The 25,477-nt window shown below is 57.4% G+C and carries 23 protein-coding genes; 19 read left to right on the plus strand and 4 right to left on the minus strand.

Annotated elements, in window-relative coordinates:
* Positions 1-275 precede the first annotated feature (275 nt).
* The 7 genes from LA5095_RS25250 (at position 276) to LA5095_RS25280 (ending at position 9,069) form a co-directional block, all read left to right on the plus strand.
* On the plus strand, positions 276-1,127 hold the full coding sequence (locus LA5095_RS25250; RefSeq protein WP_082442959.1) for a DUF1194 domain-containing protein: 852 nt from the start codon (positions 276-278) through the stop codon (positions 1,125-1,127).
* A 198-nt stretch (positions 1,128-1,325) separates the two neighbouring features.
* Positions 1,326-1,757 (plus strand): methylglyoxal synthase, encoded by a 432-nt coding sequence (locus LA5095_RS25255; RefSeq protein ID WP_055120418.1) that lies wholly within the window; start codon positions 1,326-1,328, stop codon positions 1,755-1,757.
* A complete protein-coding gene (locus LA5095_RS25260) occupies positions 1,754-2,794 on the plus strand; it encodes an ROK family protein (RefSeq protein WP_082442960.1) in 1,041 nt (346 codons plus the stop codon). The genes LA5095_RS25255 and LA5095_RS25260 overlap by 4 nt, the downstream gene beginning before the upstream one ends.
* A gap of 10 nt (positions 2,795-2,804) precedes the next feature.
* A complete protein-coding gene (gene hrpB / locus LA5095_RS25265; RefSeq protein WP_055120420.1) occupies positions 2,805-5,276 on the plus strand; it encodes an ATP-dependent helicase HrpB in 2,472 nt (823 codons plus the stop codon).
* A gap of 148 nt (positions 5,277-5,424) precedes the next feature.
* Positions 5,425-6,642: an ABC transporter substrate-binding protein gene (locus LA5095_RS25270; protein WP_055120098.1), complete on the plus strand. Its 1,218-nt coding sequence runs from the start codon at positions 5,425-5,427 to the stop codon at positions 6,640-6,642.
* A 6-nt stretch (positions 6,643-6,648) separates the two neighbouring features.
* Entirely contained in the window at positions 6,649-8,349 is a 1,701-nt protein-coding gene (locus tag LA5095_RS25275) for an ABC transporter permease (RefSeq protein WP_082442961.1), read from the plus strand.
* A 6-nt stretch (positions 8,350-8,355) separates the two neighbouring features.
* Positions 8,356-9,069, plus strand: coding sequence for an ATP-binding cassette domain-containing protein (locus LA5095_RS25280; protein ID WP_082442962.1), 714 nt, complete (start codon positions 8,356-8,358; stop codon positions 9,067-9,069).
* A 4-nt stretch (positions 9,070-9,073) separates the two neighbouring features.
* On the opposite strand, the gene bfr is transcribed toward LA5095_RS25280, so the two are convergent.
* Together bfr and LA5095_RS32170 are read right to left on the minus strand one after the other, a co-directional pair.
* Positions 9,074-9,559: a bacterioferritin gene (gene bfr, locus LA5095_RS25285; RefSeq protein WP_029062134.1), complete on the minus strand. Its 486-nt coding sequence runs from the start codon at positions 9,557-9,559 to the stop codon at positions 9,074-9,076.
* Positions 9,560-9,574: 15 nt separating this feature from the next.
* The gene (locus tag LA5095_RS32170; RefSeq protein ID WP_082442963.1) at positions 9,575-9,817 is read right to left on the minus strand and encodes a (2Fe-2S)-binding protein; all 243 of its coding nucleotides are present in this window, start codon (positions 9,815-9,817) and stop codon (positions 9,575-9,577) included.
* Between the two features lie 125 nt (positions 9,818-9,942).
* Here LA5095_RS32170 and LA5095_RS25290 point away from each other — a divergent pair, with 125 nt between their 5' ends.
* From LA5095_RS25290 to LA5095_RS25320, 7 genes are all read left to right on the plus strand, one after another.
* A complete protein-coding gene (locus LA5095_RS25290; protein ID WP_055120100.1) occupies positions 9,943-10,701 on the plus strand; it encodes an SDR family NAD(P)-dependent oxidoreductase in 759 nt (252 codons plus the stop codon).
* A gap of 191 nt (positions 10,702-10,892) precedes the next feature.
* Positions 10,893-13,328 (plus strand): methyl-accepting chemotaxis protein, encoded by a 2,436-nt coding sequence (locus LA5095_RS25295; protein ID WP_144436160.1) that lies wholly within the window; start codon positions 10,893-10,895, stop codon positions 13,326-13,328.
* A 144-nt stretch (positions 13,329-13,472) separates the two neighbouring features.
* Positions 13,473-14,426, plus strand: a complete 954-nt coding sequence (locus LA5095_RS25300) for a class I SAM-dependent rRNA methyltransferase (RefSeq protein WP_055120104.1) — start codon at positions 13,473-13,475, stop codon at positions 14,424-14,426.
* A complete protein-coding gene (locus tag LA5095_RS25305) occupies positions 14,423-15,250 on the plus strand; it encodes a TrmH family RNA methyltransferase (protein WP_055120106.1) in 828 nt (275 codons plus the stop codon). Before LA5095_RS25300 ends, LA5095_RS25305 begins: the two co-directional genes overlap by 4 nt.
* Before the next feature lie 4 nt (positions 15,251-15,254).
* Complete coding sequence (locus LA5095_RS25310; protein WP_055120108.1) at positions 15,255-16,118, plus strand: SDR family oxidoreductase; 864 nt, start codon at positions 15,255-15,257, stop codon at positions 16,116-16,118.
* A gap of 36 nt (positions 16,119-16,154) precedes the next feature.
* Positions 16,155-17,960: an adenylate/guanylate cyclase domain-containing protein gene (locus LA5095_RS25315; RefSeq protein WP_055120110.1), complete on the plus strand. Its 1,806-nt coding sequence runs from the start codon at positions 16,155-16,157 to the stop codon at positions 17,958-17,960.
* Positions 17,961-18,109: 149 nt separating this feature from the next.
* A complete protein-coding gene (locus tag LA5095_RS25320) occupies positions 18,110-18,568 on the plus strand; it encodes a YtoQ family protein (protein ID WP_055120424.1) in 459 nt (152 codons plus the stop codon).
* Positions 18,569-18,672: 104 nt separating this feature from the next.
* Here the strand turns inward: LA5095_RS25320 and LA5095_RS25325 are convergent, their stop codons facing one another.
* The gene (locus tag LA5095_RS25325; RefSeq protein WP_055120112.1) at positions 18,673-19,080 is read right to left on the minus strand and encodes a DUF5071 domain-containing protein; all 408 of its coding nucleotides are present in this window, start codon (positions 19,078-19,080) and stop codon (positions 18,673-18,675) included.
* Between the two features lie 487 nt (positions 19,081-19,567).
* Between LA5095_RS25325 and LA5095_RS25330 the strand changes: the two genes are divergently transcribed.
* The 5 genes from LA5095_RS25330 (at position 19,568) to LA5095_RS25350 (ending at position 23,914) form a co-directional block, all read left to right on the plus strand.
* On the plus strand, positions 19,568-19,768 hold the full coding sequence (locus LA5095_RS25330) for a cold-shock protein (protein ID WP_029062142.1): 201 nt from the start codon (positions 19,568-19,570) through the stop codon (positions 19,766-19,768).
* 64 nt (positions 19,769-19,832) lie between these two features.
* Positions 19,833-21,140, plus strand: coding sequence for a tetratricopeptide repeat protein (locus tag LA5095_RS25335; protein ID WP_055120114.1), 1,308 nt, complete (start codon positions 19,833-19,835; stop codon positions 21,138-21,140).
* A 118-nt stretch (positions 21,141-21,258) separates the two neighbouring features.
* A complete protein-coding gene (locus LA5095_RS25340; RefSeq protein WP_055120116.1) occupies positions 21,259-22,512 on the plus strand; it encodes a TCR/Tet family MFS transporter in 1,254 nt (417 codons plus the stop codon).
* A 6-nt stretch (positions 22,513-22,518) separates the two neighbouring features.
* Positions 22,519-23,181, plus strand: coding sequence for an alpha/beta hydrolase (locus tag LA5095_RS25345; RefSeq protein ID WP_055120118.1), 663 nt, complete (start codon positions 22,519-22,521; stop codon positions 23,179-23,181).
* Between the two features lie 118 nt (positions 23,182-23,299).
* Positions 23,300-23,914, plus strand: coding sequence for a hypothetical protein (locus tag LA5095_RS25350; protein ID WP_055120425.1), 615 nt, complete (start codon positions 23,300-23,302; stop codon positions 23,912-23,914).
* A 217-nt stretch (positions 23,915-24,131) separates the two neighbouring features.
* Here LA5095_RS25350 and LA5095_RS25355 read toward each other — a convergent pair whose 3' ends face one another.
* A complete protein-coding gene (locus tag LA5095_RS25355; RefSeq protein ID WP_029062054.1) occupies positions 24,132-25,175 on the minus strand; it encodes a M42 family metallopeptidase in 1,044 nt (347 codons plus the stop codon).
* Positions 25,176-25,477 lie beyond the last annotated feature (302 nt).

Raw genomic sequence — 25,477 nt, forward strand, 5'->3', positions numbered from 1 at the left:
AGAATCGTGACCCAAATAGGCAATAATTGCCTAGCAATCCGGCAGATATTTCCTATCTGTGGAATATACGCACTCCGTGCACATTTGATTTTGCCAGATAAATTGAATTCCGGTACCCTTGGCACGTAGTTTGCAAAGTAAAATCTCAGACTATTTCATGGCATTTCTGATGCCTGCGTAGAAATCACAAGGATCAAAAAGACGAGTAACAGAACAATAAAATAAAAACTGGGGAGACGTGGCACCTCAGCCGAAAGGCTGAAAAGGAGAAAACCATGCGTCTCGACATAACGAAAGACTGTGCACTTGCAGTAGCAACAATACTGTCCCTATTAGGTGCGGCCTTTGTGAGTACCGCCCCCACGCAAGCCCGGGACTACCGGCCGGCACTGGCTGCCGCCGCGCAATACACCTACGATCCGGCCAACGAAGTGGACGTCGAACTCGTCCTGGCCGTCGACATCTCACAATCCATGGATACTGAAGAGCAGGAAATTCAGCGCGCCGGTTACGTTTCGGCCCTGACTTCGAGGGAATTTCTCGACGCAATCCAGGTTGGCCCGATCGGCCGTGTCGCCGTCACCTACATGGAATGGGGCGGTGTCGACGAACATTTCATCGTCGCCAATTGGACAATCGTTCAGGACGCCGCGTCTGCGTCCCATTTCGCTTCCAAAATCGCCGAAGCTCCGCTGCGCCAGGTGCAGCGCACATCGATTGCATCCGCCCTGCAGAAATCGGTCGAACTGGTTGAGAACAACAAGTACATGGGCCTGCGGCGCGTGATCGACATATCCGGCGACGGGCCGAACAACCAGGGAGGCTCGGTTACGGAAATGCGCGACCGGATGATTGCCTCGGGCGTGACCATAAACGGGCTTCCCCTGATGATGAAGTCGAACAAGAACACCTGGCAGGCGATGCTCAACCTTGATCACTACTACGAGGATTGCGTGATCGGTGGACCGGGTTCATTTGCAATTCCCGTTCGCTCCAAGGAAGGATTTGCAGATGCTATCCGCATGAAACTCGTCCTCGAAATCGCCGGACTGCACCTGAATGAACCCGACCCCTATTTCCAGCGTGTTTCGGCCCGTGAACCCGTGCGATGCAACCTTTTCGACTGACCGGGCCACGTTTCTTTCTTTGATTGACCGTGTTCCGGCTTGGAACACGGTTTTTTTGTTTCTGGCGGCCAGCGACAGCACCGTCCGACTGAACCGGTTCGGTGATTTCACATCGTCTTTTGCACATCGCCCTTTGCGCTGACGTGTCTTTGCGGCTAATACCAACCCGCCGTCTGTCATATCGCAATGAGGATCTGCATGTCCGAAATACCCACGCTCGCGCTTATCGCCCATGACGCCAAGAAAGACGTTATGGTTGAGTTCGCCAGGGGCCATCGGGACAAACTGGCAGCATATGATCTGGTCGGAACCGGGACCACGGGAGGACGCGTCCTGGATGCCTGTCCGGAACTCTCCCTCACCCGCCTCAAGAGCGGGCCGCTGGGTGGCGACCAGCAGATCGGCGCCCTGATCGCGGAGGGAAAGCTGCAGGGGCTGATCTTTTTCGCTGACCCCATGTCACCCCTGCCGCACGATGTAGATGTCAAAGCCTTGATGCGCCTTGCAATCGTTTACGATATTCCGATGGCGCTGAACGTATCCACTGCGGAAATACTCCTGCGGTCCGCGCGATTGAAGGGGCTTGGTACAACGTCAGATACGCCCGAGGTTGGTTCGACTGCATCATGAGTTTTTCCGATCATTCCAAATCATTTGCCTATCCGGTTCTGGTTGCCGATATCGGCGGAACCAACGCTCGCTTTGCGCTGGTCGACCACGCCAACGCACCGACCCGCATGTGTGGCAAGACCGCGACGGCTGGGCATTCCGATATCTCGTCCGCCGTCCGCCAGGTTGTCCTGCCCGAAACTGAAATCAAACCCAGAACAGCGATCATAGCTGTTGCCGGGCCGGTTACGGGCGATGCCATACCGCTCACCAACGCCGCCTGGGTTATCGAACCCCTGAAGATGATCGCCGACCTCGGGCTGGATGAGGTCATTGTCCTGAATGACTTCGAAGCGCAAGCGCTCGCTTTGCCAGGCTACAGCGGCACGGATGTCGAACAGGTCGGAAAGGGCGCCGTGCGCAAAGACAGCGCGAAATTCGTGCTGGGACCGGGAACCGGTCTCGGGGCGGCTGCCATGATCTTTGCGTCCGATACCTGGGTTCCGGTACCGGGCGAAGGCGGTCATGTGGAACTTGGCCCCGTGACCCGGGAAGACATGGATATCTGGCCGCATATCGAGCAGGTCGGCGGACGCATAGGCGCTGAACAACTCCTCAGTGGAACAGGACTGCCCCGTCTTGCGCGGGCCGTCGCAGTCTGGATGAATGCCGAGCGCCGGTTCGAGACACCGGCAAGTATCACCCAGGCTGCGGACGGCAACGACCCGATTGCCGTCAAGACACTGGAAGTGTTTGCTCGATGCCTCGGTCGCGTGGCAGGCGACTTCGCATTGACCGTTCTTGCCCGGGGCGGAGTTTATCTCACCGGTGGCATAACACCGAGGATCACACGTTTCCTGACCGATGACGGTTTCCGGGCCGCCTTCGAGGCGAAAGCACCCCATGAGACCCTCATGGCCAAAATCCCGACTTTCATCGTCCGACACCCGGATCCGGCCCTGGAAGGTCTTGCTTCCTTTGCCCGGTCGCCAGACACCTTTGCGGTTGACATGCACGGGCGCCAGTGGACGTCCGGCCGCGTCGCCGCGACGGGCTGAACCGGCGGAAATGACCGTGCGCCGCGCCTTTGGAACACCACTTCCCATTGACGGCGTTCTGCCGGACCTGCTCAGGACGCTGGACGCCGGCACCAATGCGGTTCTCGTGGCCGAACCCGGCGCAGGCAAAACAACGCGCGTCCCGCTTGCCCTGCTTGATGCCAAATGGCGAAAGGACGGCAAGATCCTGGTGCTGGAACCACGCCGGCTCGCCGCCCGCGCAGCCGCACGCCGAATGGCGAGCGAACTTGGCGAAAAGCCCGGCGAAACCGTCGGCTACCGTGTTCGCATGGAGACCAGGGTCAGTTCCAGGACACGTATCGAGGTCATTACGGAGGGGGTGTTCACGCGCCTCATACTCGACGATCCCGAGCTTTCCGGGATTGCGGCCATCCTGTTCGACGAGTTTCATGAACGGTCCCTTGATGGCGATCTCGGGCTTGCTCTTGCGCTTGATGTTCAGTCCGCCTTGCGGGAAGACCTGCGGCTTCTCCCGATGTCCGCAACACTGGATGCTGCAAGTATTTCGAAACTGCTTGGCGATGCTCCCGTTCTGGAATGTCAGGGACGCAGTTTTCCGGTCGAAACGAAATATCTCGGACGTGATCCGAAGGACCGGATCGAACCGCAGGCCGTGCGCGCAATCCGGCAGGCTGTCAGTGAGGAGACTGGCTCGCTGCTTGTGTTTCTGCCGGGCCAGGGAGAGATCAGGCGCACGGCCGACATTCTCTCCGGCCGATTGCCCGCCAATTGCCAGGTTGCACCCCTCTACGGCGGTCTCGACGCAAAAGCGCAGGACGCCGCCATCAGACCGGCAGAAGACGGCACCCGGAAGATCGTGCTTGCCAGTTCGATCGCTCAGACATCCCTGACCATCGAAGGCGTGTGCGTTGTCATCGATTGCGGTCTAGCACGCGTTCCGAAATTCGAACCGCAAACGGGCCTCACCCGGCTTGAAACAGTGCGTGTATCGCGTGCCTCCGCGGACCAGCGAAGAGGCCGCGCGGGACGGACGGAACCCGGCGTTTGCTATCGGCTTTGGGACGAGGCTCAGACTGTCGCCCTCCCTGCAGCCGAAGCACCTGAAATCCTCGAAGCGGATCTCACAGGTCTCGTTCTGGATCTGGCGACCTGGGGCACGCTCGACCCGACAAGCCTCACTTTCGCCGACCCGCCTCCCTCAGCCGCCTGGAAAGAGGCCAAATCACTCCTGGCGGATCTCGGTGCGCTCGATGCGGCCGGTCATCTGACGAGGCAGGGAAAAGCACTCTCCAGTCTGCCGCTGCACCCCCGCCTTGCGCACATGGTGATTGAAGGTGCCGATCGGGGTCTCGGATATACCGCAGCCCTGATCGCACTGCTCCTGTCCGAACCCGGTCTCGGTGGCCGTGACCCGGATCTGCGCGCACGCTTGCGGGCTGTCCGGAACGAAAAGAGCCAACGTGCAAAGGATGGCCGCGCGCTCGCTTCAAGGTGGCTCAAACAGGCCGGTGGCAATGGCACCGGAGTTGAAATCGAAAGCGCAGGAATATTGTTGGCTCTCGCCTATCCGGACCGTGTCGCCCAGGCGCGTGGCCAGATCGGAAGATTCCGTCTCGCCAATGGCCGAGGCGCGGAACTGGAGCGCGAAAACGCGCTCGCAGACGCTGAATTCCTGGCGATTGCGGAAGTACAGGGAAAGGCGGCGAATGGCCGGGTCCAGCTTTGCGCTCCCATCACACGGAGTGAGATCGAAGAGCTTTTTGCCAGTGACATCGTTGAGGAGGACGAGGTCCAGCTGACCGGAGAAGGTGCTCTCAAGGCCCGCCGTGTCGTCCGCTACAAGGCCGTGGAACTTCAGTCGACATCAATCAGGTCGGCAGATCCCGCTGCGGTCGAAAGAGCCCTGATCAATGAGATCAGGCGCAGAGGGACGTCCCGTTTGCCGTGGAGCAAGGACCAGCAACGGCTGCGCAAGCGGGTCGCATACTCTCGTGAAAACGGTGCGGATGACCTGCCCGACCTTTCCGATCAACACCTGACCGGCACGCTTGATGACTGGTTGCAACCCTATCTGTCTGGCCTGACAAGTCTCGCAAGTGTGAATGCCGCTCTCCTCGGCAACGCACTTGCAGGCCTCCTGCCCTTTGATGCTGCCGCGAAACTCGATGCGCTTGCACCCTCCCACTTCACTGCGCCAACGGGCAGCAAAGTTCCGATAGACTATGGCGCTGCCGCCGGCCCGTCGCTTTCGATCCGTGTCCAGGAACTCTTTGGACTGACAATTCATCCTAGCGTCTGCGACGGCAAGCTTCCGCTGATCCTGGAATTGCTGTCACCTGCGCAACGGCCGATCCAGATCACAAGGGATCTTCCGGGATTCTGGGCGGGCTCCTGGAAAGACGTGAAGGCCGACATGAAGGGACGCTATCCGAAGCACCCGTGGCCAGATGATCCTACCCTGGCCGACGCGACCCGGCGAGCAAAGCGTCGCGGGACCTGACTCGCCCAGACCTGCGCCTGTTGGCGGGCGACCGCCCCGACCTGATGAACAGGGTGTGCATATTTCATTCACGAAGCGTTGTCTTGACCGTGTCACACAGCCTGCGCGATGGGACGGTCACAGATCATGTCTTGAATCGAGGACCAGGATGAACCGACTGCTTGCTGCCGGAACAGGCATTTTCGCTATGTTATTGGCCACTTTTTCAGTGAACGCTCAGGGGCAGGACTGGCAGACGATTCTCGATGATGCAAAGGGCGAGACCGTCTATTTCCACGCATGGGGCGGTGAACCGCGCATCAATGCCTATATCCAGTGGGCTGCCCGTGAAGTGGAGCGCGATTATGGCGTTCGCGTGGTTCATGTGAAAATCAGTGACACGGCGAGCGTCGTGTCGCAGGTTCTGGCGGAAAAGTCGGTCGGAAAGGCAACCGGCGGTGCCGTCGACCTCATCTGGATCAACGGCGAGAACTTCGCCTCCATGAAAACGAATGGTCTGCTTGCGGCGCCCGGCTGGGCGCAAACGCTCCCCAACTGGCAATATGTGGACGTCGAAAACAAGCCGACGGTGGTCGTTGACTTCACCGTGCCGACCGACGGGCAGGAAAGCCCCTGGGGAATGGCGAAGCTCGTTTTCATGTATGACAGCGCGCGGCTGGACACACCGCCGTCGACCCTTCGGGAGTTGATGGATTTTGCCAGGGACAATCCGGGCCGGTTTTCCTATCCCCAGCCGCCCAATTTCTACGGCACGACCTTCCTGAAACAGGCCCTCGTCAATACGGTCCCCGACAAGACCGTACTGTCCGAACCGGTCGACGATGCAGGTTTCGACGAAATCGTTGCACCCCTGTTCGCCTATCTGGATGAGCTTCATCCGCATTTGTGGCGCAAGGGCAGGGCTTTTCCCAAGAATGCCGCCGACATGCGCCAGCTTCTGGCAGACGGCGAACTGGACATAGCGTTTTCATTCAATCCCGGGGATGCATCAGGCGCAATCGCGAACGGCGAACTGCCGGATAGCGTGCGCACCTTCGTTTTCGACGGCGGCACAATCGGCAACACTCATTTCGTCGCCATTCCCTTCAACAGCTCCAACCAGGCGGGGGCGAAGGTCTACGCGAACTTTCTGTTGAGCCCCATGGCCCAGACACGGAAACAGGAGCCTGAAATCTGGGGTGATCCGACTGTTCTGAATGTCGACGCACTGCCGGCGAATGAACGGTCGCTTTTCACATCCCAGGATCTTGGCCCCGCGATCCTGGCGCCGGAAGACCTTGGCCCGGTTCTGCCGGAACCGCACCCGAGCTGGGTGAGCGCGTTGGAAGAGGCCTGGACGGAGCGATACGGTTCAGGGAGCGAGTGAGGGCCCTTGCCCAAATCAACCGGCAGACCGGACATTGCAACCGTTCTCGTTACGATCCTGCTTGCAGGACCGGTTCTTGCCGGTCTCGCCGGTACGATCCTGCCCGCTTTCGGCTATCTGCCGGTTCTCGGCTATCGCACGTTTTCAATTGAACCTTTTCGTGCCCTGTTCAACATGCCGGGCATTCAGATTTCCATTTTGTTGAGTTTCGGTACGGGTCTTGTTGCGTCGATCCTTTCATTGGCAATCGTGCTGTTGTTTACCGCCGGCTGGTCGGGAACCAGGACCTTCGTGCGGCTGACCCGATTTCTGTCACCCTTGCTGTCTGTGCCGCATGCTGCGGCAGCAATCGGGCTCGCCTTTCTCATTGCCCCTTCCGGGTTTCTCGTACGTCTTTTATCGCCCTGGGCAACCGGCTGGACGCGCCCGCCCGATCTCCTGATCCTGAATGACCAGGCCGGTATCGCAATGACACTGGGGCTGGTTGCAAAGGAAGTTCCCTTCCTCTTCCTGATGACACTTGCAGCCTTGAACAGGCCGCATATCCGCGACTTCTACAAGTCCGGGGCGAGCCTCGGGTATGGCCGGATGAGCACGTTCATCAAGGTGATATTGCCACAGATCTATCCGCTTATCCGCCTTCCCATGCTGGCAGTCATCGCCTATGCGACATCCGTGGTCGACGTGGCGCATCTCCTTGGACCGACGACCCCACCACCGCTGGCGCCTCGACTGATCGGCTGGATGAACGATCCGGACCTGAGCAAAAGGCTGATGGCATCCGCAGGTGCGCTTCTCCAGCTCTTCGTCAGCGGGGTCTCGCTGATTGTCTACCTGCTTCTGGAGCGTGGCGTGACGCTTTGGCTGAAGTCGCGCTTTGAAAGTGGCCACCGGCGACGGCAGGACGCTGCAGCTCGGCAGGCGGGTCTTTGGGCGATGTCGATCGTTGTTGCACTCATGACTGTCTCCATCGTTCTGCTTGTGGTCTGGACGACGGCGAAATCCTGGTGGTTTCCAGATGTTCTGCCGCAGCGCTGGAGCCTTGCAAGGATGATGGATTCTTTCGGCACGGGTGGCCCTGCCCTGCTGGCAACCCTGTTGCTTGCGATATCTGCCGCCGGTATTGCGACCGCCCTGACCCTTTGGGTGCTCGAGGGGCGCGGCTTTCGCAAGAAACCAAGACACGGCTGGCTGAACACTTACATCTTTCTGCCCCTGCTTCTGCCGCAGATCAGCTTCCTTTTCGGTTTGCAGACACTGTTTCTGGGCGCTGACCTCAGCGGCACGATGGAAGCGGTCCTGCTTGCGCACCTGATATTCGTTTTCCCTTATGCGTTTCTTGCGCTCAGCGATCCCTGGAACCGGCTCGACCCGCAGTATGCAAAGGCAGCAGCCTCCATCGGCGCTTCGCGGGCTCGTATTTTCTGGCAGGTGCAGCTGCCGTTGCTTCTGCGCCCGGTGCTGGTGACTTTTGCGGTTGCCGCAGCCGTTTCCGTCGGCCAATACCTGCCGACGCTGATGATCGGTGCAGGACGTGTCGTTACCGTGACGACGGAGAGTGTCGCGCTGGCAAGCGGCGGCAATCGCCAGGTTGCCGCTCTATATGCCCTCTTGCAACTGGTCATACCGCTGTCAGGATTTGTCCTTGCAGCGCTGCTGCCATCGCTGGTGTTCCGAAATCGTGCCGCCATGCGGTTGGAAAGGTAGTTCTGAATGCCTGAAGCACTAGACCGCGCGGGTCTGACCCTGGAAGCTGTCAGCATCCATGTTGACGGCGCACCGCTGCTTGACATCGATTGTCACATTCCGCCTGGGAATATCCTGACAATCATGGGTGAAAGCGGCAGCGGCAAGTCCAGCCTGCTGGATTTCATTGCAGGATTTTTAAAGCCGGCTCTTCATGCCGAAGGGCGAATTTTCCTCAATGGCAAGAACCTGACTGATCTGCCAGCCCAGGAACGGCACATCGGGCTAATGTTTCAATCTCCTTTGCTCTTTCCCCACATGTCGGTGATGCAAAACCTCATGTTCGCAATACCCGCGAGAGTCAGGGGACGTCAGCACAGGAAGGAAATCGCGCGGCAGGCGCTCGAAGATGTGGGTCTGAACGGATTTGGAGACAGGGATCCGGCAACACTCTCCGGAGGGCAGCAGACACGTGTTGCGCTGATGAGAACCCTGTTGGCCCAACCGATGGCTTTACTGCTTGACGAACCGTTCTCAAGTCTCGACCAGGCCCGTCGGGCAGAAGTGCGGGAGCTGGTGTTCTGTCAGGCCAGGAAGAATGACCTGCCGGTGCTCCTGGTCACCCACGATGAAGAGGATGCGCTTGCGGCCGGCGGATTGGTTCATTTTCTGGACAACCACAAAAACAACAACGGCTGCTCCAAGGTGCAGCAGCCGCAAATCTCGATCGCGAAACGTTGAGGCCCTATTCGGCCTGGTCAGCCGATTTCGCCTGCAGGAGCGAATAGTTGTCGATGCCGATCCGCTCGATGAGGTCGAGCTGGGTCTCCAGATAATCGATATGACTCTCTTCGTCGCTGAGGAGTTTTTCAAACAACGCCATGGACACATAGTCCCCGAGGTCGCGACAGATTTCGCGTGCTTCATGGTAGAGAGCGCGGGCGACATATTCTGCCGCAAGATCACCTTCCAGGCATTCCTTGACATTTTGACCGATACGCAGCGGATCGAGTGTCTGCAGGTTGGGCAGCCCTTCCAGAAAGATAATCCGATCCATCAGATCCTGGGCGTGCTGACGCTCCTCGTCTGCTTCTTCCAGTTCCTTGTCGGCGAGCTTGCCGAAACCCCAGTCCGCAAGAAGGCGCGCATGGACCCAGTACTGGCTGACCGCGGTCAACTCATGCCGCAAAGCCTTGTTCAGATAATCGATTACTTGCGGTTCACCCTTCATCAGACCCTCTCCAGATCACCGGCTCGCCGTTCGTTTCAAAGGCGCGGGTGCCGGTTCAGTTTCCCTTGCCTCTTCTGACCCCTTATCGTGAATGGTGTCAATAACCGACGGAAAACAACCCCCACATCGCGGCCGGCAACCCAGATGGCGAAAGACAGCTCCAGGTGTCGGCACTTTCCCGTTGGGATCGGCGCGCATTTCCTCTGCAGCTTTTCGGAGCTGCTCGTCAGAAAGAACATTACAGGAGCATATGATCATTGTAGGGTTCGGTCAGGATCCGTTTGCCCGGTCATATTGGCATTGTGGGTTTAATGCGCAATAACGAAACCCTACTATAAGAGTCAACTTTTTCTGCATCCCTCGTAATCTGGCAAGGATCTTACATGAGCGGCAAGGACACCTCCGACACCCGCCCCACACTTGTGTTGACTGGTGCCAGCCGTGGCATCGGTCATGCGACCGTGAAACGGTTTTCAGCGGAGAACTGGCGAGTGATCACCTGTTCCCGGCAAGCTTTTTCAGACAAGTGTCCCTGGCCCATGGGACCAGAGGATCACATTCAAGTCGACCTGTCAGATCCCGAAAACCTGGGATATGCAGTCCAGGAGATCCGCAAGCGGCTGGAAGCGAACGGATCGCGACTGAATGCACTGGTCAACAATGCCGGTATCAGCCCCAAGGGTCCGGAAGGTCAGCGCCTCAATTCTCTGAATACCGCAATGCATGAATGGCGAACGGTCTTTCAGGTCAACTTCTTCGGCCCTATTCTCCTGGGAAGGGGACTTTTTGAGGAAATGAAAGCCGCGAAAGGTTCCGTTGTGAACGTAACGTCGATTGCCGGCATGCATGTGCATCCCTTTGCCGGGACGGCCTATGCAACCTCGAAAGCCGCCCTGGCCTCCCTCACCCGCGAGATGGCAGCTGACTTCGGACCGCATGGCATACGCGTCAATGCGATCGCACCGGGAGAGATCGACACGTCGATCCTTTCACCTGGAACGGAAAAACTCGTTGCTGACATACCGCTGCGGCGCCTGGGGCTACCTGAAGAAGTCGCGGATACGATCTTCTATCTATGCTCGAATAACTCTTCTTATGTTACAGGCGCCGAGATCCACATCAACGGTGGACAACATGTTTGAACTCTACGTCAGCTATCCAATAAATAAATTCGATAAATTTATTTCGGCAACCTGAATATCGTATCCAATATACTTGGATTGCACTATTTTTGTGCAATATATCCAACTCGAGCCTTAGTTTACCCAATATTCATTGCTCCTGCGAATACTGACAACGGGTAATGCTGTTCCTACAGCCGCGCGGGGATCGAATGAAACGTATATTGAAGACTTTGGTCGACCTTAAATTCGGATTTAAGGTCGGTAGTGGTTTTTTTGCAGTGCTGCTGCTGACCGCGATGGTCGGAGCCGTCGGGTTTGTGGCCATCCAGAACCTTTCATCGAGCTTTGTCGTTGCCGACCATGCGGCCCAGGTCGCCGGCCGGGTTCAGTCGACTTCCCTTAAAAGAGAAGACTATCTGAACAATCCGGCACCGGAACTGAGCGACGCGGTCCACCAGGAGATCGCCAGCATTGATACCGCACTTCAAAGACTCGAACACGAAGTTGCCGGAAACCCGGAAGCGGAAGACCAGGTCAGCGGAGCCAAGGAAGCTGTCGCCGAATTCGGGACGACATTCGATCAGGTTGTCGACCAGACAAACCAGCAGGCCTTGCGTCTTGCGACGCTGCAAGACAGCACGTCCGATCTCGGAAAACTGGCTTTCAACATCAGTGACGCGGTCGCGACCGAGGAAAAACGCGTCAGCGCGGAAGCTTTCTCCGCCGACAGTCGCCTGGATGACGCTTCTCAAATTCAACGCGGTATCTTCGAACTCAAGGACGGAGTAATCCAGGTCCAGCTCATGTATCTGGAAGGCAGCGGCAATCTTCAGGGTGAAGCCCTGGAAAACTCGATTCATATTGCACGCGGCCTGGTCTCCTCTGCCAAGCAGATGCGCTACAAGCAGGTCGAGGGCATGGACCCGAAGGCACTGGCCCAGCTTGCTGGTCAAACGAAAAATCTACTTGGTGCACTCGAAAATCTCACCAAGGACCTCGGCTTTTCAGAAGCTTACGAAGCCCGACTCGCGGTTGGCGAAGGCATCGAGGGCATGAATGCCCAAACGGTGGAAGTATTGAAGCAGGTCGCCCCTGTGGTCGACAAGGCGAAAACCGATGCTCTGTCAGCCTCCACGAGACTGGCAACGATCCGCTCTATTTCCGACAAGGCGAAATCACTCAACCAGAATGCCCAGACAGCTCGCGCTGAACTCTTGTACCTCTTCGGCGCGTTTGGCGCGGATGACACAACAGAGGTCGAACACCAGATCGCCTCGCTCGCTAAGCTTGAGGAAAGTCTGGTCAAGTATGCCAATGTTCTGCCTGCTGCGGCAGAAGCGATCGAGGGGATCGCGACGTCGATTGCAACACTCGACCGGTCCTTCAAGGAAATGCTGTCCGCCAAGTCCGAGTTGATTGTGAAACGCCAGCAGCTGGACAATCTGACCAGAAAGATGAGCGCTGATATCGCGGCAATCTCCAACGCTCAGTCCCAGGCCGCCAATTCCGCAGCCGGAGCTGCCGAGATGCAGATCATCATGACGATCCTGCTTGCCATTCTCGGTGGTGTCGGCCTGGCCTTCGTTCTGAACATGGCGATTACGCGACCGATCCAGACGATCACGAATGTCATGGATCGTCTTGCGAACGGCGACAACGAAGTTGATATCCCGGGTATCGACCGTGGCGACGAAATCGGCAACATGAGCCGCACCGTTCAGGTCTTCCGTGACAACGCCATTGAACGCGCGGAGCTGCAGGTACAGAACGCACAGGAAGAAGCCTCGCGGCACGAACGTCAGCAGCGGGTCGACGATCTGATCAACAGTTTCCGCGCAACTGCCGAAGACGCCCTCGGATCCGTTGCGACCACCGCAGGCAGCCTCGACACGACTGCACAGGCCCTGACGGAGATCGCGCGCGACAGTGCCGGTTATGCCACCGAGACCCAGGCCTCGTCGAACGAAACGACGAACAACGTGCAGACGGTCGCAAGCGCGGCGGAGGAACTCGCCGCTTCCATCGGTGAAATCTCCCGCCAGGTCGCTCAGACCACCGAGATCGTGGACCGGGCAACGACGGGCACACAGGTGACGAACGAAAAGGTTGAAGGACTTGCAGAAGCGGCAACGAAGATCGGCGAGGTCGTCACGCTGATTCAGGCAATTGCCGAGCAGACCAACCTTCTTGCCCTCAACGCGACCATCGAGGCCGCACGTGCAGGTGAAGCGGGCAAGGGCTTTGCGGTCGTCGCTGCCGAGGTCAAGGAACTGGCGACACAGACCTCGAAGGCCACAGAGGAAATCAGCTCGCAGATCACCGAAATCCAGAACGCGACCAAGGAATCGGTTGTTGCCATCGGCGAAATCACCGAAACGATGAACGAAGTCAACAGCTACACAACGGCGATTGCATCCGCCGTCGAGCAACAGGGAGCCGCGACGGCGGAAATTTCACAGAACGTGCAACGTGCCGCGGAAGGCACCGGCGCGGTCACATCATCCATGACACAGCTCTCCCAGGCTGTCGATCAGACCTCCTCGTCCGCGGACATGGTCCTGTCGGCATCCGGCGAACTGACGGAAAAAACCGACCAGTTGAAGCAGGAGGTCGAGCAATTCCTATCGGAAGTTGCCGCGGCCTGACCGGGAACCGCATCGGTTCAACAGGGCGGAGTGCCAGGCACTCCGCCCTTTTTCGTTCACCACTTCGGGCTGAACATTGACCTTGCCGCGCAGGACGACTAAGGCGAGAAGACACTCGAACAATCGAACCAACGAGAGATCATCGTGGCGGACAAGACCAACGCCCCTTCCTTTTCCCCATTCGGAAAACCGCCCGACCAGATCTGGCCCGTCATTCTGGAAACAAAGGGATGGAAAGACTACCGGCTGCTGGACATGGGCGCAGGCGAAAAGCTGGAACGCTACGGTCGATTTACGATCGTGCGGCCGGAACCCCAGGCCATGGGTGCCCGCAAGCTCAAGGAAAGTTTCTGGAACCGGGCGGATGCCGTCTTTTCCGGAGATACGGAGGAAGAAGGGCCCGGTCGCTGGAAGTTCTCGGGCAATGTGCCTGAAACCTGGCCGATGTCTTACGGCCCGGCTCGTTACAACGGCCGTTTCATGTCGTTCCGCCATGTCGGTGTCTTTCCGGAGCAGGCCGCGCACTGGGACTGGGTGAACGGCAAGGTTCGCAGTGAACTTGAGCGCGTTCCCGACAGACCCCTCAAGATCCTCAATCTCTTTGGCTATACCGGCCTTGCTTCTCTGCTGCCTGCTGCGGAAGGTGCCCAGGTAACACACGTTGATGCCTCCAAGAAGGCAATCGGTTATGCACGTGAAAACCAGGCACTGTCCGGCCTCGACAATCTGCCGATCCGCTGGATCTGCGAGGACGCATCCAAGTTCGTTGCGCGGGAAGTTCGGCGCGGCAACACCTATGACGGCATCATTCTCGATCCGCCGAAATACGGACGCGGCCCCAAGGGCGAGGTCTGGGATCTTTACACCAGTCTTCCAGGAATGCTGCGGGATCTCAGGCAGTTGCTGACCGAGGACTCCCTGTTCATGATCCTTACAGCTTACGCGATCCGTTCCAGCTTCGTGGCCATACACGAACTCATGGCGGAAACACTGTCGCAACAAGGCGGCCTGCTGGAGTCGGGGGAACTCGTCATCCGTGAAGAAAACGGCGAACGCGCGCTGTCGACATCGCTCTTTTCCAGGTGGAGCAGCCGATGATCGAAAAGCACCAGGGCGCGGTGAAACAGATCACCAGCCATTCGAACCCCATAGTCAAGGAAATCAAGGGCCTCGTAGCGCAACGCAAGCACCGTAATCAGTCGGGCCTGTTCGTTGCCGAGGGTCTGAAGCTGGCAACCGATGCGCTGGAGGCCGGCTGGAATGTGCGGTATCTGGCGATCGGCCCGGAAGCCAGGAACAATCCAGCTGCCCAGAAGGCCGCTGCGAACGCCAAGGCACGCGGTGCGTTGATCCTTGAAGTCTCGACAGCTGTGATGTCGGCAATGACCCGCAAGGACAATCCCCAGACGGTCGTCGGGGTCTATGAACAAAAGATCCTTTCTGCACAAGATATCGACCCAACGAGCGGCGTCCTCTGGGTTGCCCTCGACAGAGTGCGCGATCCGGGAAATCTCGGAACGATCATCCGGACAGTCGACGCGGTCGGAGGAAGCGGTGTCGTCCTTGTCGGCGATTGTACGGACCCGTTCGCGGTCGAGGCCGTTCGGGCGACCATGGGCTCCCTGTTTCATGTGCCGCTCGCCAAGATGACAAAGGAAGAATTCAAGACATTTGCCGCAAAGTGGCCCGGAACGGTTGCCGCCACCCACTTGAAAGGCGCCGTCGACTACAGGACGCCCGATTACTCCGAACCGGTCCTTCTGGTCATGGGCAACGAACAGAAGGGGCTTGAAGACGACATGGCCGCCGCCTGTTCCACCCTGATCCGAATTCCGCAAACGGGTCAGGCCGACAGTCTCAATCTGGCAGTTGCCACCGGTGTTGCACTCTACGAAATCCGCCGAAACCACCTGGAGCTCTGACTAGATGCGATTGTTTGTCTTTGGTGTCGGCTATTCGTCAACAGCGTTTGTCGAGGAAGTGCGCGACAGTTTCGAATGGATTGGCGGAACGACCCGCTCAACGGAAAAAGCAGACGCACTCAGGAAACTGGGAGTCGCGCCCTTTCTTTTCAATGGCGAAGCAAAGGGTGACGGCATTGCCGAGGCGCTGCAGCGGGCAACACATGTGCTGATTTCAATTGCACCGAACGAAACCGGTGATCCGGTGCTCAATCATCACGGAGAGGATATCGCCTCCGGGAAACCAGACTGGGCCGGTTATCTGTCAACGGTAGGTGTCTACGGCAATCACGATGGTGCATGGGTTGACGAAACCACGGTCTGCAAACCGGTCTCCAGGCGCTCCGTACAACGCGTCGCAGCCGAAGAAGCCTGGTTGAAGTTTGCAGCGGAACATGATCTGCCGGTTCAAATTTTCAGACTGTCCGGAATCTATGGCCCCGGACGCAACACGTTCGAGAACTTCAAAAAGGGCAAAGCCCGGCGGCTCGTCAAACCGGGCCAGGTCTTCAACCGGATCCATGTCGCAGACATCGCGAGCGCCATGAGCCTTGCTATGAAACGGCCTGTGACCCGGGTCTTCAACATAACCGACGACGAGCCTGCTCCCCCGCAGGACGTTGTTGCCTTTGCCGCCGAGTTGCTTGGTGTCGAACCACCGCCGGAAATTCCGTTCGAGACCGCTGACCTGACGCCGATGGCCCGATCTTTCTATGGAGAAAACAAGCGGGTCTCAAACAAGCGAGTGAAGGAAGAACTGGGATACTCCTTCAAGTATCCCAACTATCGTGTGGCACTCGAAGACCTGCTACAACCGAAACAGGTTTAGTCCATCATCTGCCCGGATCGTTAGGCCAACCAAACAATGCGCATTGCATGGAAGATATTCGGAATCTCGCTGATCGTGTTTCTGGTCATGGCGACCGCTGCCACCTATTCGATCTACAAGATCTTCGAGATCAACAAGGAACTTCAGCTGATCTCGCAGGTCTTTTCGCCGCTCCGGCATGAAGTCGCGCAAATCGAAGTGATTGCGTTAAAGGAAGAGCTTGAGCTGGAGCGGGTTGAGAAACTGGAAGCGGAACTGCGCGCGGACCGCCTTGAAGCACTCAATTCCGGAGCAACCGATACGGAAATCGATGCCGCGATCAGTGAACATCCGGACATTGAAGCGAGGATCAACCACCTGGAAGCAAGGCTCAAGGCGGGTCTCGACCTGTTCGAGACCCATGCAAACACCGTTGAGTCTCTTCTGAGATCGGCAGAAAGACGCGTCCGTTCCGCTCAGGACACGGCCTCGTCCCTGACGGACAAGCTGGAACTGGCAGCCCTCTATCCGACGCTGATCGCGATAGAAACACAACACAGCAGCTTCCACAGCCATGCACTCAATCTGGTGAAGTCAGCGGACCTGCCACCAGCGACACGGGAAAACCTTGAGGAGCAGTTGGAGAGTGAAGAACAAAAACTGACAGAACGGCTCGACTCGCTTCGCCAGCATGTCAGCGCCTTTACCGACCAGTCTATTGCTACCGCTGCTCTTCACGAGCAACAGGCCCTTTATGCCAGCATAGCGGCAACGGCCTCCGCCGGTGCGTTGGCCTTGTTGCTTTCAACCCTCGTCATATCCGGCATCCTCAAACCTATGCGGGCCCTTTCGTCCGGGGCAAAGCGTGTCGAGGATGGCGACTTTGACGTCCGGCTCCAACCGCTGTCGCGCGATGAGATCGGCGCCCTGACCCAAAGCTTCAACACAATGGTCGACGGACTGAGATCGACGCAGAAGATCAAGGACACGTTCGGCCAGTATCTTGATCCGCGTGTGGTTACAGGTCTGATCTCGGATCAATCCGACGCGTCGGCGGGCGAGAAAAAGGTGGTCACCGCATATTTCTCCGATCTGGCCGACTTCACAACGATATCCGAGCAGTTCACGCCCGGTGGTCTCGTTCGGGTCCTCAACAGGTATCTCGATCTGATGTCGACCGAGATCACCGACCGCCAGGGCGTGATCGACAAATATATCGGTGACGCGATCATGGCTTACTGGGCCCAACCGTTCAGCAATGACGGGGATCAGGCAACACTCGCGGTTGAGAGCGCCCTCAGCAATGTCCAACTGATGTTGCAGTTCCAGAAGGAACTGCCGGAACTGACCGGTCTTCAAAAGAACCTGCCGGTCCTGAGGCAACGGATCGGACTTGCGACCGGCGATGCCGTGATCGGCTCCATCGGGTCGGAAAAGACCAAGAACTATACGATCATGGGCGACACGGTGAACCTTGGCGCGCGGCTGGAAAGCGCCAACAAGATCTATGGCACCCAGATCCTCGTTTGCCAGAGAACCCGGGACACGGTCTCGGCAATCGAATTCCGCGCAGTCGACAAGATCCAGGTGAAGGGCAAGACGGAGCCGACCAGTGTCTACACCCCGCTGGCGCGATCAGACGAAATGACCGAGGATCTGTCGAAATTGCAAACCGCTTCAGAAGAAGCACTTCGTGCCTTCTCCCAGGCACGCTGGTCGGAGGCGCAGCAGGCTTTTGAAGAAATTCTCGGAACTTTTCCAAACGATCAGATCGCTACGGTATTTCTAAACCGGCTTGAACTGATCTCGGCGCAGGGCGCACCGGCCGACTGGGATGGCGTGTGGCATTTGAATACGAAGTAATCTAAAAGTCGCTGGATTCGGCTGCCAGGGTCCACATCCAGTTTTTCGGAATCCGAAAAAGAGCTCAACCTTGACGCAGCCTCCGGAACACCTCAGCGTCAGTATCAATTCAAGTGTCCCAAAGAACCAATGATCAAGAGGTCGATAGCATGAGCATGTGGCGCGTTTATCTTTCCGGTGAGATTCATACCGACTGGCGTGAAAGAATTGTCGACGGTGTGAAAGCACTTGACCTGCCGGTGGAATTTTCCGCACCGGTGACAGACCATTCGGCGAGCGATGATTGCGGCGCTGTCATTCTCGGCGGCGAGGACAAGAAATTCTGGTATGACCACAAGGGTGCCAAGGTCAATGCGATCCGGACCCGTACGCTGATCGAAAAGGCGGACATCGTCGTCGTCCGGTTCGGGGATCAGTACAAGCAATGGAACGCGGCCTTCGACGCAGGCTACGCGTCTGCGCTTGGAAAATCGCTGATCGTCGTTCACGATCCGTCGCTGACCCATCCGCTCAAGGAAGTCGACGGTGCTGCGCTTGCCGTTGCCGAAACGTCGGAACAGGTTGCTGAGATCCTGAAATACGTGATCCTCGGGCAGTTGGACAGGTAACTGCGTATTGCCACGGCGGACCGGTCCGGCGACCGCCGTGCATCGATTTGCGGTCCTGGACTTGTCTCTTTCTTCGAAGTCCGCGTCTTCGCCAAATCGTCTGTCTAATTGGCTCTGTCCTTCACTTCTCTTTGCAACGAGAGAAGAGCTTCCACCCAATCCTCATCAGTGTCTTCGCGTGCCTTTGAAATCTTGGCATCAATGTCTGGGAGCAGTTCGTGTTTCTCAAAGTTCAGACAGATCTTTTTGACTCGGTCAGCGCCGGGCCAATTCATGTCTTTCAGCCACTCCAAGAGGTCGGGAACAAACTGCACAACTTTTGAAGGCTCAAGACCTTCGAGTATTTCGGCTGCATTTTCCCATTGGGTTTTCCGAAGGTTCTGGATCATTAGCGGAGAAAGATCGTCACCGATTTTCCGCCTAATGGACTCTTTAGCTGAGGCTTGCACTTCTTTTGGCTGCTTCCAATCCAGGCCAGCAAGTTCTTCGGTCAAAAAATCTGTTGGATCCATGCACAATCCGTTTCAGTTTCCTGTCGATCAGAGCGGAAGTGGCCGCCACTCTGCATTGCACTGACTTGCAATCCATCCACTCATTTCGTTCTTACTCTTCGCACCTAAGTCGTGTCTCATTATTTCTGGACGGCAAATAGGCTCTACGGCAGTCTCAACACCCTCGTTCTGCCAGATTGAACAAACACCGCGAGCGCGGCCTGACTCACACGTATCAGGTCCTACCTTGAAATTAACAAATTCCTTACCATACTAAGAGAAGCTAAGACTTCCCGCACTTATTAGCCGGGAAAGCTGATTCCTTCTGAAATTGAACTGCGCAAAAGTTTGCGGCGGCACACAGTAGCTGCGCACGTGCGTGTTTATTTCAAAAGGTAATTTGAAAAGTACTTTAGCGCTATCAGAAACACTGTCATCAAGACGTCGAAAAATGAAGGTAGGAACTCAAACTGTATGTCTCGATGAGTAAAATTGGAAAGTAAGCTCCATGCAACATGGAAACGTGAAATGGTTTGATAAGGGCCGCGGTGTCGGCACAATCGAACCCGAAGACGGCGAGGACATCCTCGTTGACATCTCGGCCCTGCACCGGTCCGGCATCGACACCTTGACGGAAGGCCAGCTTGTGGTTTTCGATCTGGAGTGGCGCCGTGGGCAGATGGTGGCTGAAGACCTGAAAGTCCTGTAAAGTCGCTTTACAGAACTTTCCGAATGCAAGGGCGGTTCGACCGCCCTTTTTTATTGGGGGAAACATGCAGACTGATGAAAGGTTGCAGGAAGGCATCGCAGCACATCGCAAAGGTGATCTGGAAACTGCACAAGACATTTATTTGGAAATATTGAACAAGGATCCGGAACACGCGGACGGACTACATTTTCTCGGCTTGCTGCATTTTGATGCGGGACGAGCCGACAGCGCGATCGATCTGATCCAGAAATCGCTTGAAAATGATGAACGCAACACGTCGGCCCTCAATAATCTCGGTAACATTCTCAAGATCGTCGGCGAGCCAAAGGCAGCATTTGCAGCCTATGTTCGCGCCGTCGAACTCGATTCCAGGCACGAAGAAGCGTGGAAAAACATCAATGTCCTTCTGCGGGCGTCGGGCGACTATGACGAAATCCTGACGATCATGTCGGAGATCGTTCGCCTCGACCCTGATAATCCCAACGCCTGGCATACCTACGGCCTCGCGCTGATGTTCACGGGTTCGAAGGAGGAAGCTTCAGACGCCTTCGAGAAGTCGCTCAGGTTCGATGACCCGAAAGCGCCGCAGGCTCTCTGGCGCGCGCGCGTTCTGAGTGCACTTGGACGCCCCGATCTTTCCAAAATCCACCTCGAGAATATTGTCGCTGCCGATCCGGAGAACAAAGCCGCGCACTATCATCTTTCAGCGGTGCGCGGAGATGACCTGCAACACGCTCCGGAGGACTATGTCAAAACCCATTTCGACAAGTTTTCCGACTCGTTCGATGAAGTTCTTGAAGGTCTCGGGTATCGCGCGCCGGAACTCGTGGCCGAGGACGTTGTTGCGCTCGCCGGTCAAAAAACGGAACCCTTTCCGGACGTCGTCGATCTCGGCTGCGGAACCGGTCTGTGCGGTCCGCTGATCAGCGACCACTGCGGCAAGCTGACCGGTGTCGACCTGTCCCGCGGCATGATGGAAAAGGCAGCGCAACTGAACGTCTATGACTTTCTGGTCGAGGGAGAACTGGTTTCCTTCCTGAGTTCCGACCTGCCAACCCGTTTCGATCTGGCTGTTTGCGTCGATACGCTTTGCTATATCGGCAATCTGCGCCCGTTCATGAAGGCACTGGCAGGTGCGCTGAAACCCGGCGGTATCCTGGTTGCCAGTGTTGAACATCTTGTCGACGATTCCGGACCCGAATTTCGTGTCGACGCCTCCGGGCGCTACGCACATACACCTGATTACATTCGCAAATCCACCGAAGAAGCTTCGCTGATTTACAAGACGGACCGCCAGGAAGTCCTGCGCAAGGAACTTGGCCAGGAGGTTCAGGGGCTGATTTTCCAGATCCAGAAACCAGAGGCGAACTGAACCAGATTGTCACGGTCGCACTTGCGGCCGTGACCGGACCATTCGCGGAAGGCGGGTCGCAAATCGGCACCCGGCGAACTATTATCGCCTCACCAAGGAAGTCATCTTGCCGGCCGGTATGTCAAAGAGAAGCGCTCTCACGTTCATTCTGATCACGTTGATCATCAACTCCATGGGTATTGGCCTGATGATGCCGGTCATGCCTTCGCTGCTGACCGAGTTGACGTCGCTCCCGGTGAGCGAGGCAGCTCGATGGGGCGGAGCCCTCAGTGTGATCTACGCGTTGATGCAGTTCCTGTGCGGACCTACGCTCGGCAATCTTTCGGACCGGTTCGGGCGTCGGCCCGTGCTGCTCGTGTCCATGTTCGCGATGGCTGTCGACTACCTGATCATGGCCCTTTCCTGGCATCTGGTGATCCTTTTCATAGGCAGGACGCTGTCCGGCGTTGCAGGTGCGACCTTCTCGGCCGCTTCCGCCTATATTGCAGATGTTTCCTCAAAGGAGGACCGGGCCAAGAATTTCGGGCTGGTCGGCGCCGGCTTCGGCGTCGGCTTCGTGCTCGGCCCGATGATTGGCGGCTTCCTGGGCGAATATGGACCGCGAGCGCCATTTTATGCCGCAGCGTTGCTTTCCTTCATCAATTTCCTGTTCGGCTACTTCATGCTGCCGGAGACCTTGAAGGAAGACAACAAGCGCTCCTTCGACTGGAAGCGCGCCAATCCTCTTGGTGCCCTGAAACAGATCGCCAAGTACCCTGCCGTCCGGACACTTCTGCTGGCCGTTTTCCTGTTCGACATTGCCCATTATGTCTATCCGGCGGTCTGGAGCTACTACGCCGAGGAGGTCTTCGCATGGACGCCCGGCGACATCGGTCTGTCACTTGCCTTTGTCGGTGTCGGTTTTGCGTTTGTGCAGGGGTACCTTATCCGGGTGCTGGAGCCGAAATTCGGACCAGGACGAACCCTCTTGATCGGGCTTTGCGCCAACCTTGTCGCCTTCGCAGGCCTGGCTGTCGCCGATACGGGCTGGATGGCCTATGCAATGGTCACGTTCGCCGCATTCGGTGCGCTGGCAACCCCCGCCTTCACAGGACTGATGTCAAACCGAATTCCTGATAATGCACAAGGCGAACTTCAAGGCTTGATCTCAAGCGCCGCGGGTCTTTCCATGGTGGTCAGCCCGTTCGTCATGACACAGACCTTTGCCCATTTCTCCGGCCCAGATGCAGTTATCTCATTTCCCGGTGCGCCGTTCGCGCTTGCGTGGCTCCTGATCCTCGCGTCAATGCTGATCGCGCTGCCCTTCATGAAACTGAAGCAAAAACATCTGTCCGACGCCACCGCCTCGGAACGGGAAAACCCAGCGGAGTAGTTCCCAATGTCCGAGGTCTCATTTCTCGATGGACCACGCCTGCCACCGGCCTCCGGCGGGGCTGCCAGGCACCTCATCGTTCTTCTGCACGGCTACGGGGCTGACGGCAACGACCTGATCGACCTGGCTCGTTTCTGGCAACCTCTTTTTCCGGAAACGACCTTCGTTTCACCGCATGCACCAGAGCCCTTGCCGTTTGAAGGCTTCGGCGGGCGCCAGTGGTTTGCCCTGAACGAGCGCACGCCGACGGAATACCGGATCGGCGCCGAAACCGCCCAGCCCATCCTCGACCGGTTTTTAGACCGGGAACTGGACAAGCTTTCACTCGATGGGCAATCGCTCTCGCTCGTCGGCTTCAGTCAGGGGGCGATGATGACGCTGCAATGCGGCCTGCGGCGGACAACGCCGCCCGCCGCGCTCATTGCCTATTCGGGTCTGCTTCCCAGGGTAGACAGGCTCAATCGGATCAACACGAACACTCCCGTTTTGATCGTCAACGGTGCTGAAGACGACGTCGTGGCAAGCTATCACGGCAGAGCTGCGCGTGATGCGCTGGCCACCGCCGGGCTGCAGGTCGACTACCACGAGCTGGAAGGCCTCGGTCATACGATCGACGACAGGGGTCTATCGCTTGGCGGAGGCTTCCTCAAAAACCACCTTTTCGGCTGAAGTCCAACCCTGATCCGTTTCCCGGCGTTACTGGTTAATGGCCTATTAACCCAATTGCCGGATGCTGTCAGGATCTGTGCCGGACCAGGAAGGGCCGGCGAAACCGGGATTCAAGCACATGCAGATCTCCGTCGAAACCACGACCCAGAGTTCGAGCCTGTTTTCAGCTTCCTTTTCAAGCGGTGGTCCAGAAGGATCCGGGCACGGTCCGAAAGGTCATGCATACGGGCACGATATCGGCCAGCGTAACGGCCATAACAAGGCCCCCGCCGTATCCGTTCTCGAGGCGGCGAGCAAAAAAGCCGAAGAAGATGCCGTGGTTATCGCCACGCTTCAGCAAGCTGTCGACAAGGGCAAGGGCGAAGACGACGAGAAGAGCAAGGACAAGGCCCTTGCGACCGTCGAGGATTACCAGAAAGCTGCCGGAAAACTGAAAGCTGCTCTCGGCGAGGAAGAAAAAGGTCCTTCCGCTTCCCTTGCCTATGAGAGCGCCTCCATTTCCACCACCACCATCGAAGCGGAGATCGGCGGCGAAACCGTGTCAGCGCAATTCGTTTCTTTTGAACGGGTTTCCTACAACAGCGAAACCGGGCTCTCGGTTCGTTCAGCAAGCGCGTCCAGCATCGAAGGAGAATTCGACAACGGCTCCTTCAGCTACCAGAGCGCGTCTGTCAGCGAACTCTATGCCGGAACGGGCGAACAGGTTTCGAACCTCGCCGGTCTGTTGGCGTAAGCAAACCATCCGCAAGACTTCGACACCAAATCCTGGCATCGTCGCCCCGGACACCGTGTGGCAAATATCCGGGGTCGGCATGTGTCAGAGCCCGAGACAATCCCCAACTTCCAAGGGGTGAACGCACCCTGGTCCCGGTTCACGATGTGCTTGAGCGGGATGACGACCAAAGGACTGGAGCAAGGACGCTTACGCCTCCTTGCCCATCAGAAAGTCCTCAAGCCTTCTTCAGATACGCCACCAGAACGTCCAGGGCCGCCTGAAGATCCGACTTGTGGATCATTTCCGTCACCGTGTGGATGTAGCGCGTACCGACGACGATGCCGACGGCCTTGGCACCTGCGGCAGCCTGCTGTGCCGCTGCCCCGTCCTGGCCACCCGCCGCCAGCATCGTGCGCTGGAACGGGATCTTTTCCTTTTCCGCAAGCGCCTCGAATTCCTTTACAAGATCACGGTCGGCGATGAAGCTGCTGTCCTTGACATGCAGACCGAAGCCATTGCCCTGGACTGTCGTGCGGTCCTGTTCGGGAACACCAGGCGTGTCACAGGCAAGGGTCGTGTCGACACCCAGGCCGATATCCGGCTTGATGGCAAAGGAAGCGGTTCGCGCACCGCGCAGGCCAACCTCCTCCTGACACGTAAAGGCAACGTGGATCTCGCATTCGTGCTTTGACTTGCCAAGTCCCTTGACGGCCTCCACACCGAGCCAGCAAGCGATACGGTTGTCGAGTGCCTTGGAAACGATCTTGTCTCCGATCTCGATCAGGGGCTCGTCCATCGTCACCATGTCACCGACCTTGACGACGTCCCTGGCCTTGTCGCCAAGCCCGATATCGACCACGAAGTCCTTTGGCTCGGGAACCTTTTTTCGTTCCTCGGGCGAAGAGATGTGAATGGGTTTGCCGCCCGGGTTCATGACGCCCTTGAATTCACCGTCGTCGGTGGAAACGAGAACCCGGCGTGAGAACAGGTTGCGCGCATCGAAACCGCCGACTGGCTGAACGTGAAGAAACCCCTTGTCGGTGACATGCGAGACCAGGAAGCCGATCTCGTCCATGTGACACAGGAGCATCACCTTCTTCGGGTCACCCTTCCTGGAACTCTTGCGACTGTTCCGCCGGCACAGAAGTGATCCCATCGGATCCACGGTCACTTCGTCGAAAAGCCCCTTGATCTCGTCTTGAATGAGTTCGCGTACCCGGTGCTCGTGCCCCGGGACGCCCGGTGTTTCGCACAGACGGCGAAGTAGTTCGATATTCATGAAACATCCTGTCGGAGTGGTAAAAAATCCGGACAGATCCTATGCCGAAATCAACCTCCGGATAAAGGGCGGCAAACGCGTATTGTGGGTTGCAATTGCCAAGGGAGCTGAAAATCTGCAGAATTCCAGCAATTCGATTAACCGATTGCTCTCCAAATTTTCCGATTAAGTCCTATCTTTTTCAAATTGCCATTGCAGTGTCGTAATTGGTCGCAAACATTTAAGGACAGATAACATAAGCGTGTGTGGCGGACCTGCGAACAGACGCTGCCCCTTCCAGATTGACCACCCCGGGGACCAAC

The organism is Roseibium album, assembly GCF_001404515.1.
GTDB lineage: Bacteria > Pseudomonadota > Alphaproteobacteria > Rhizobiales > Stappiaceae > Roseibium > Roseibium album.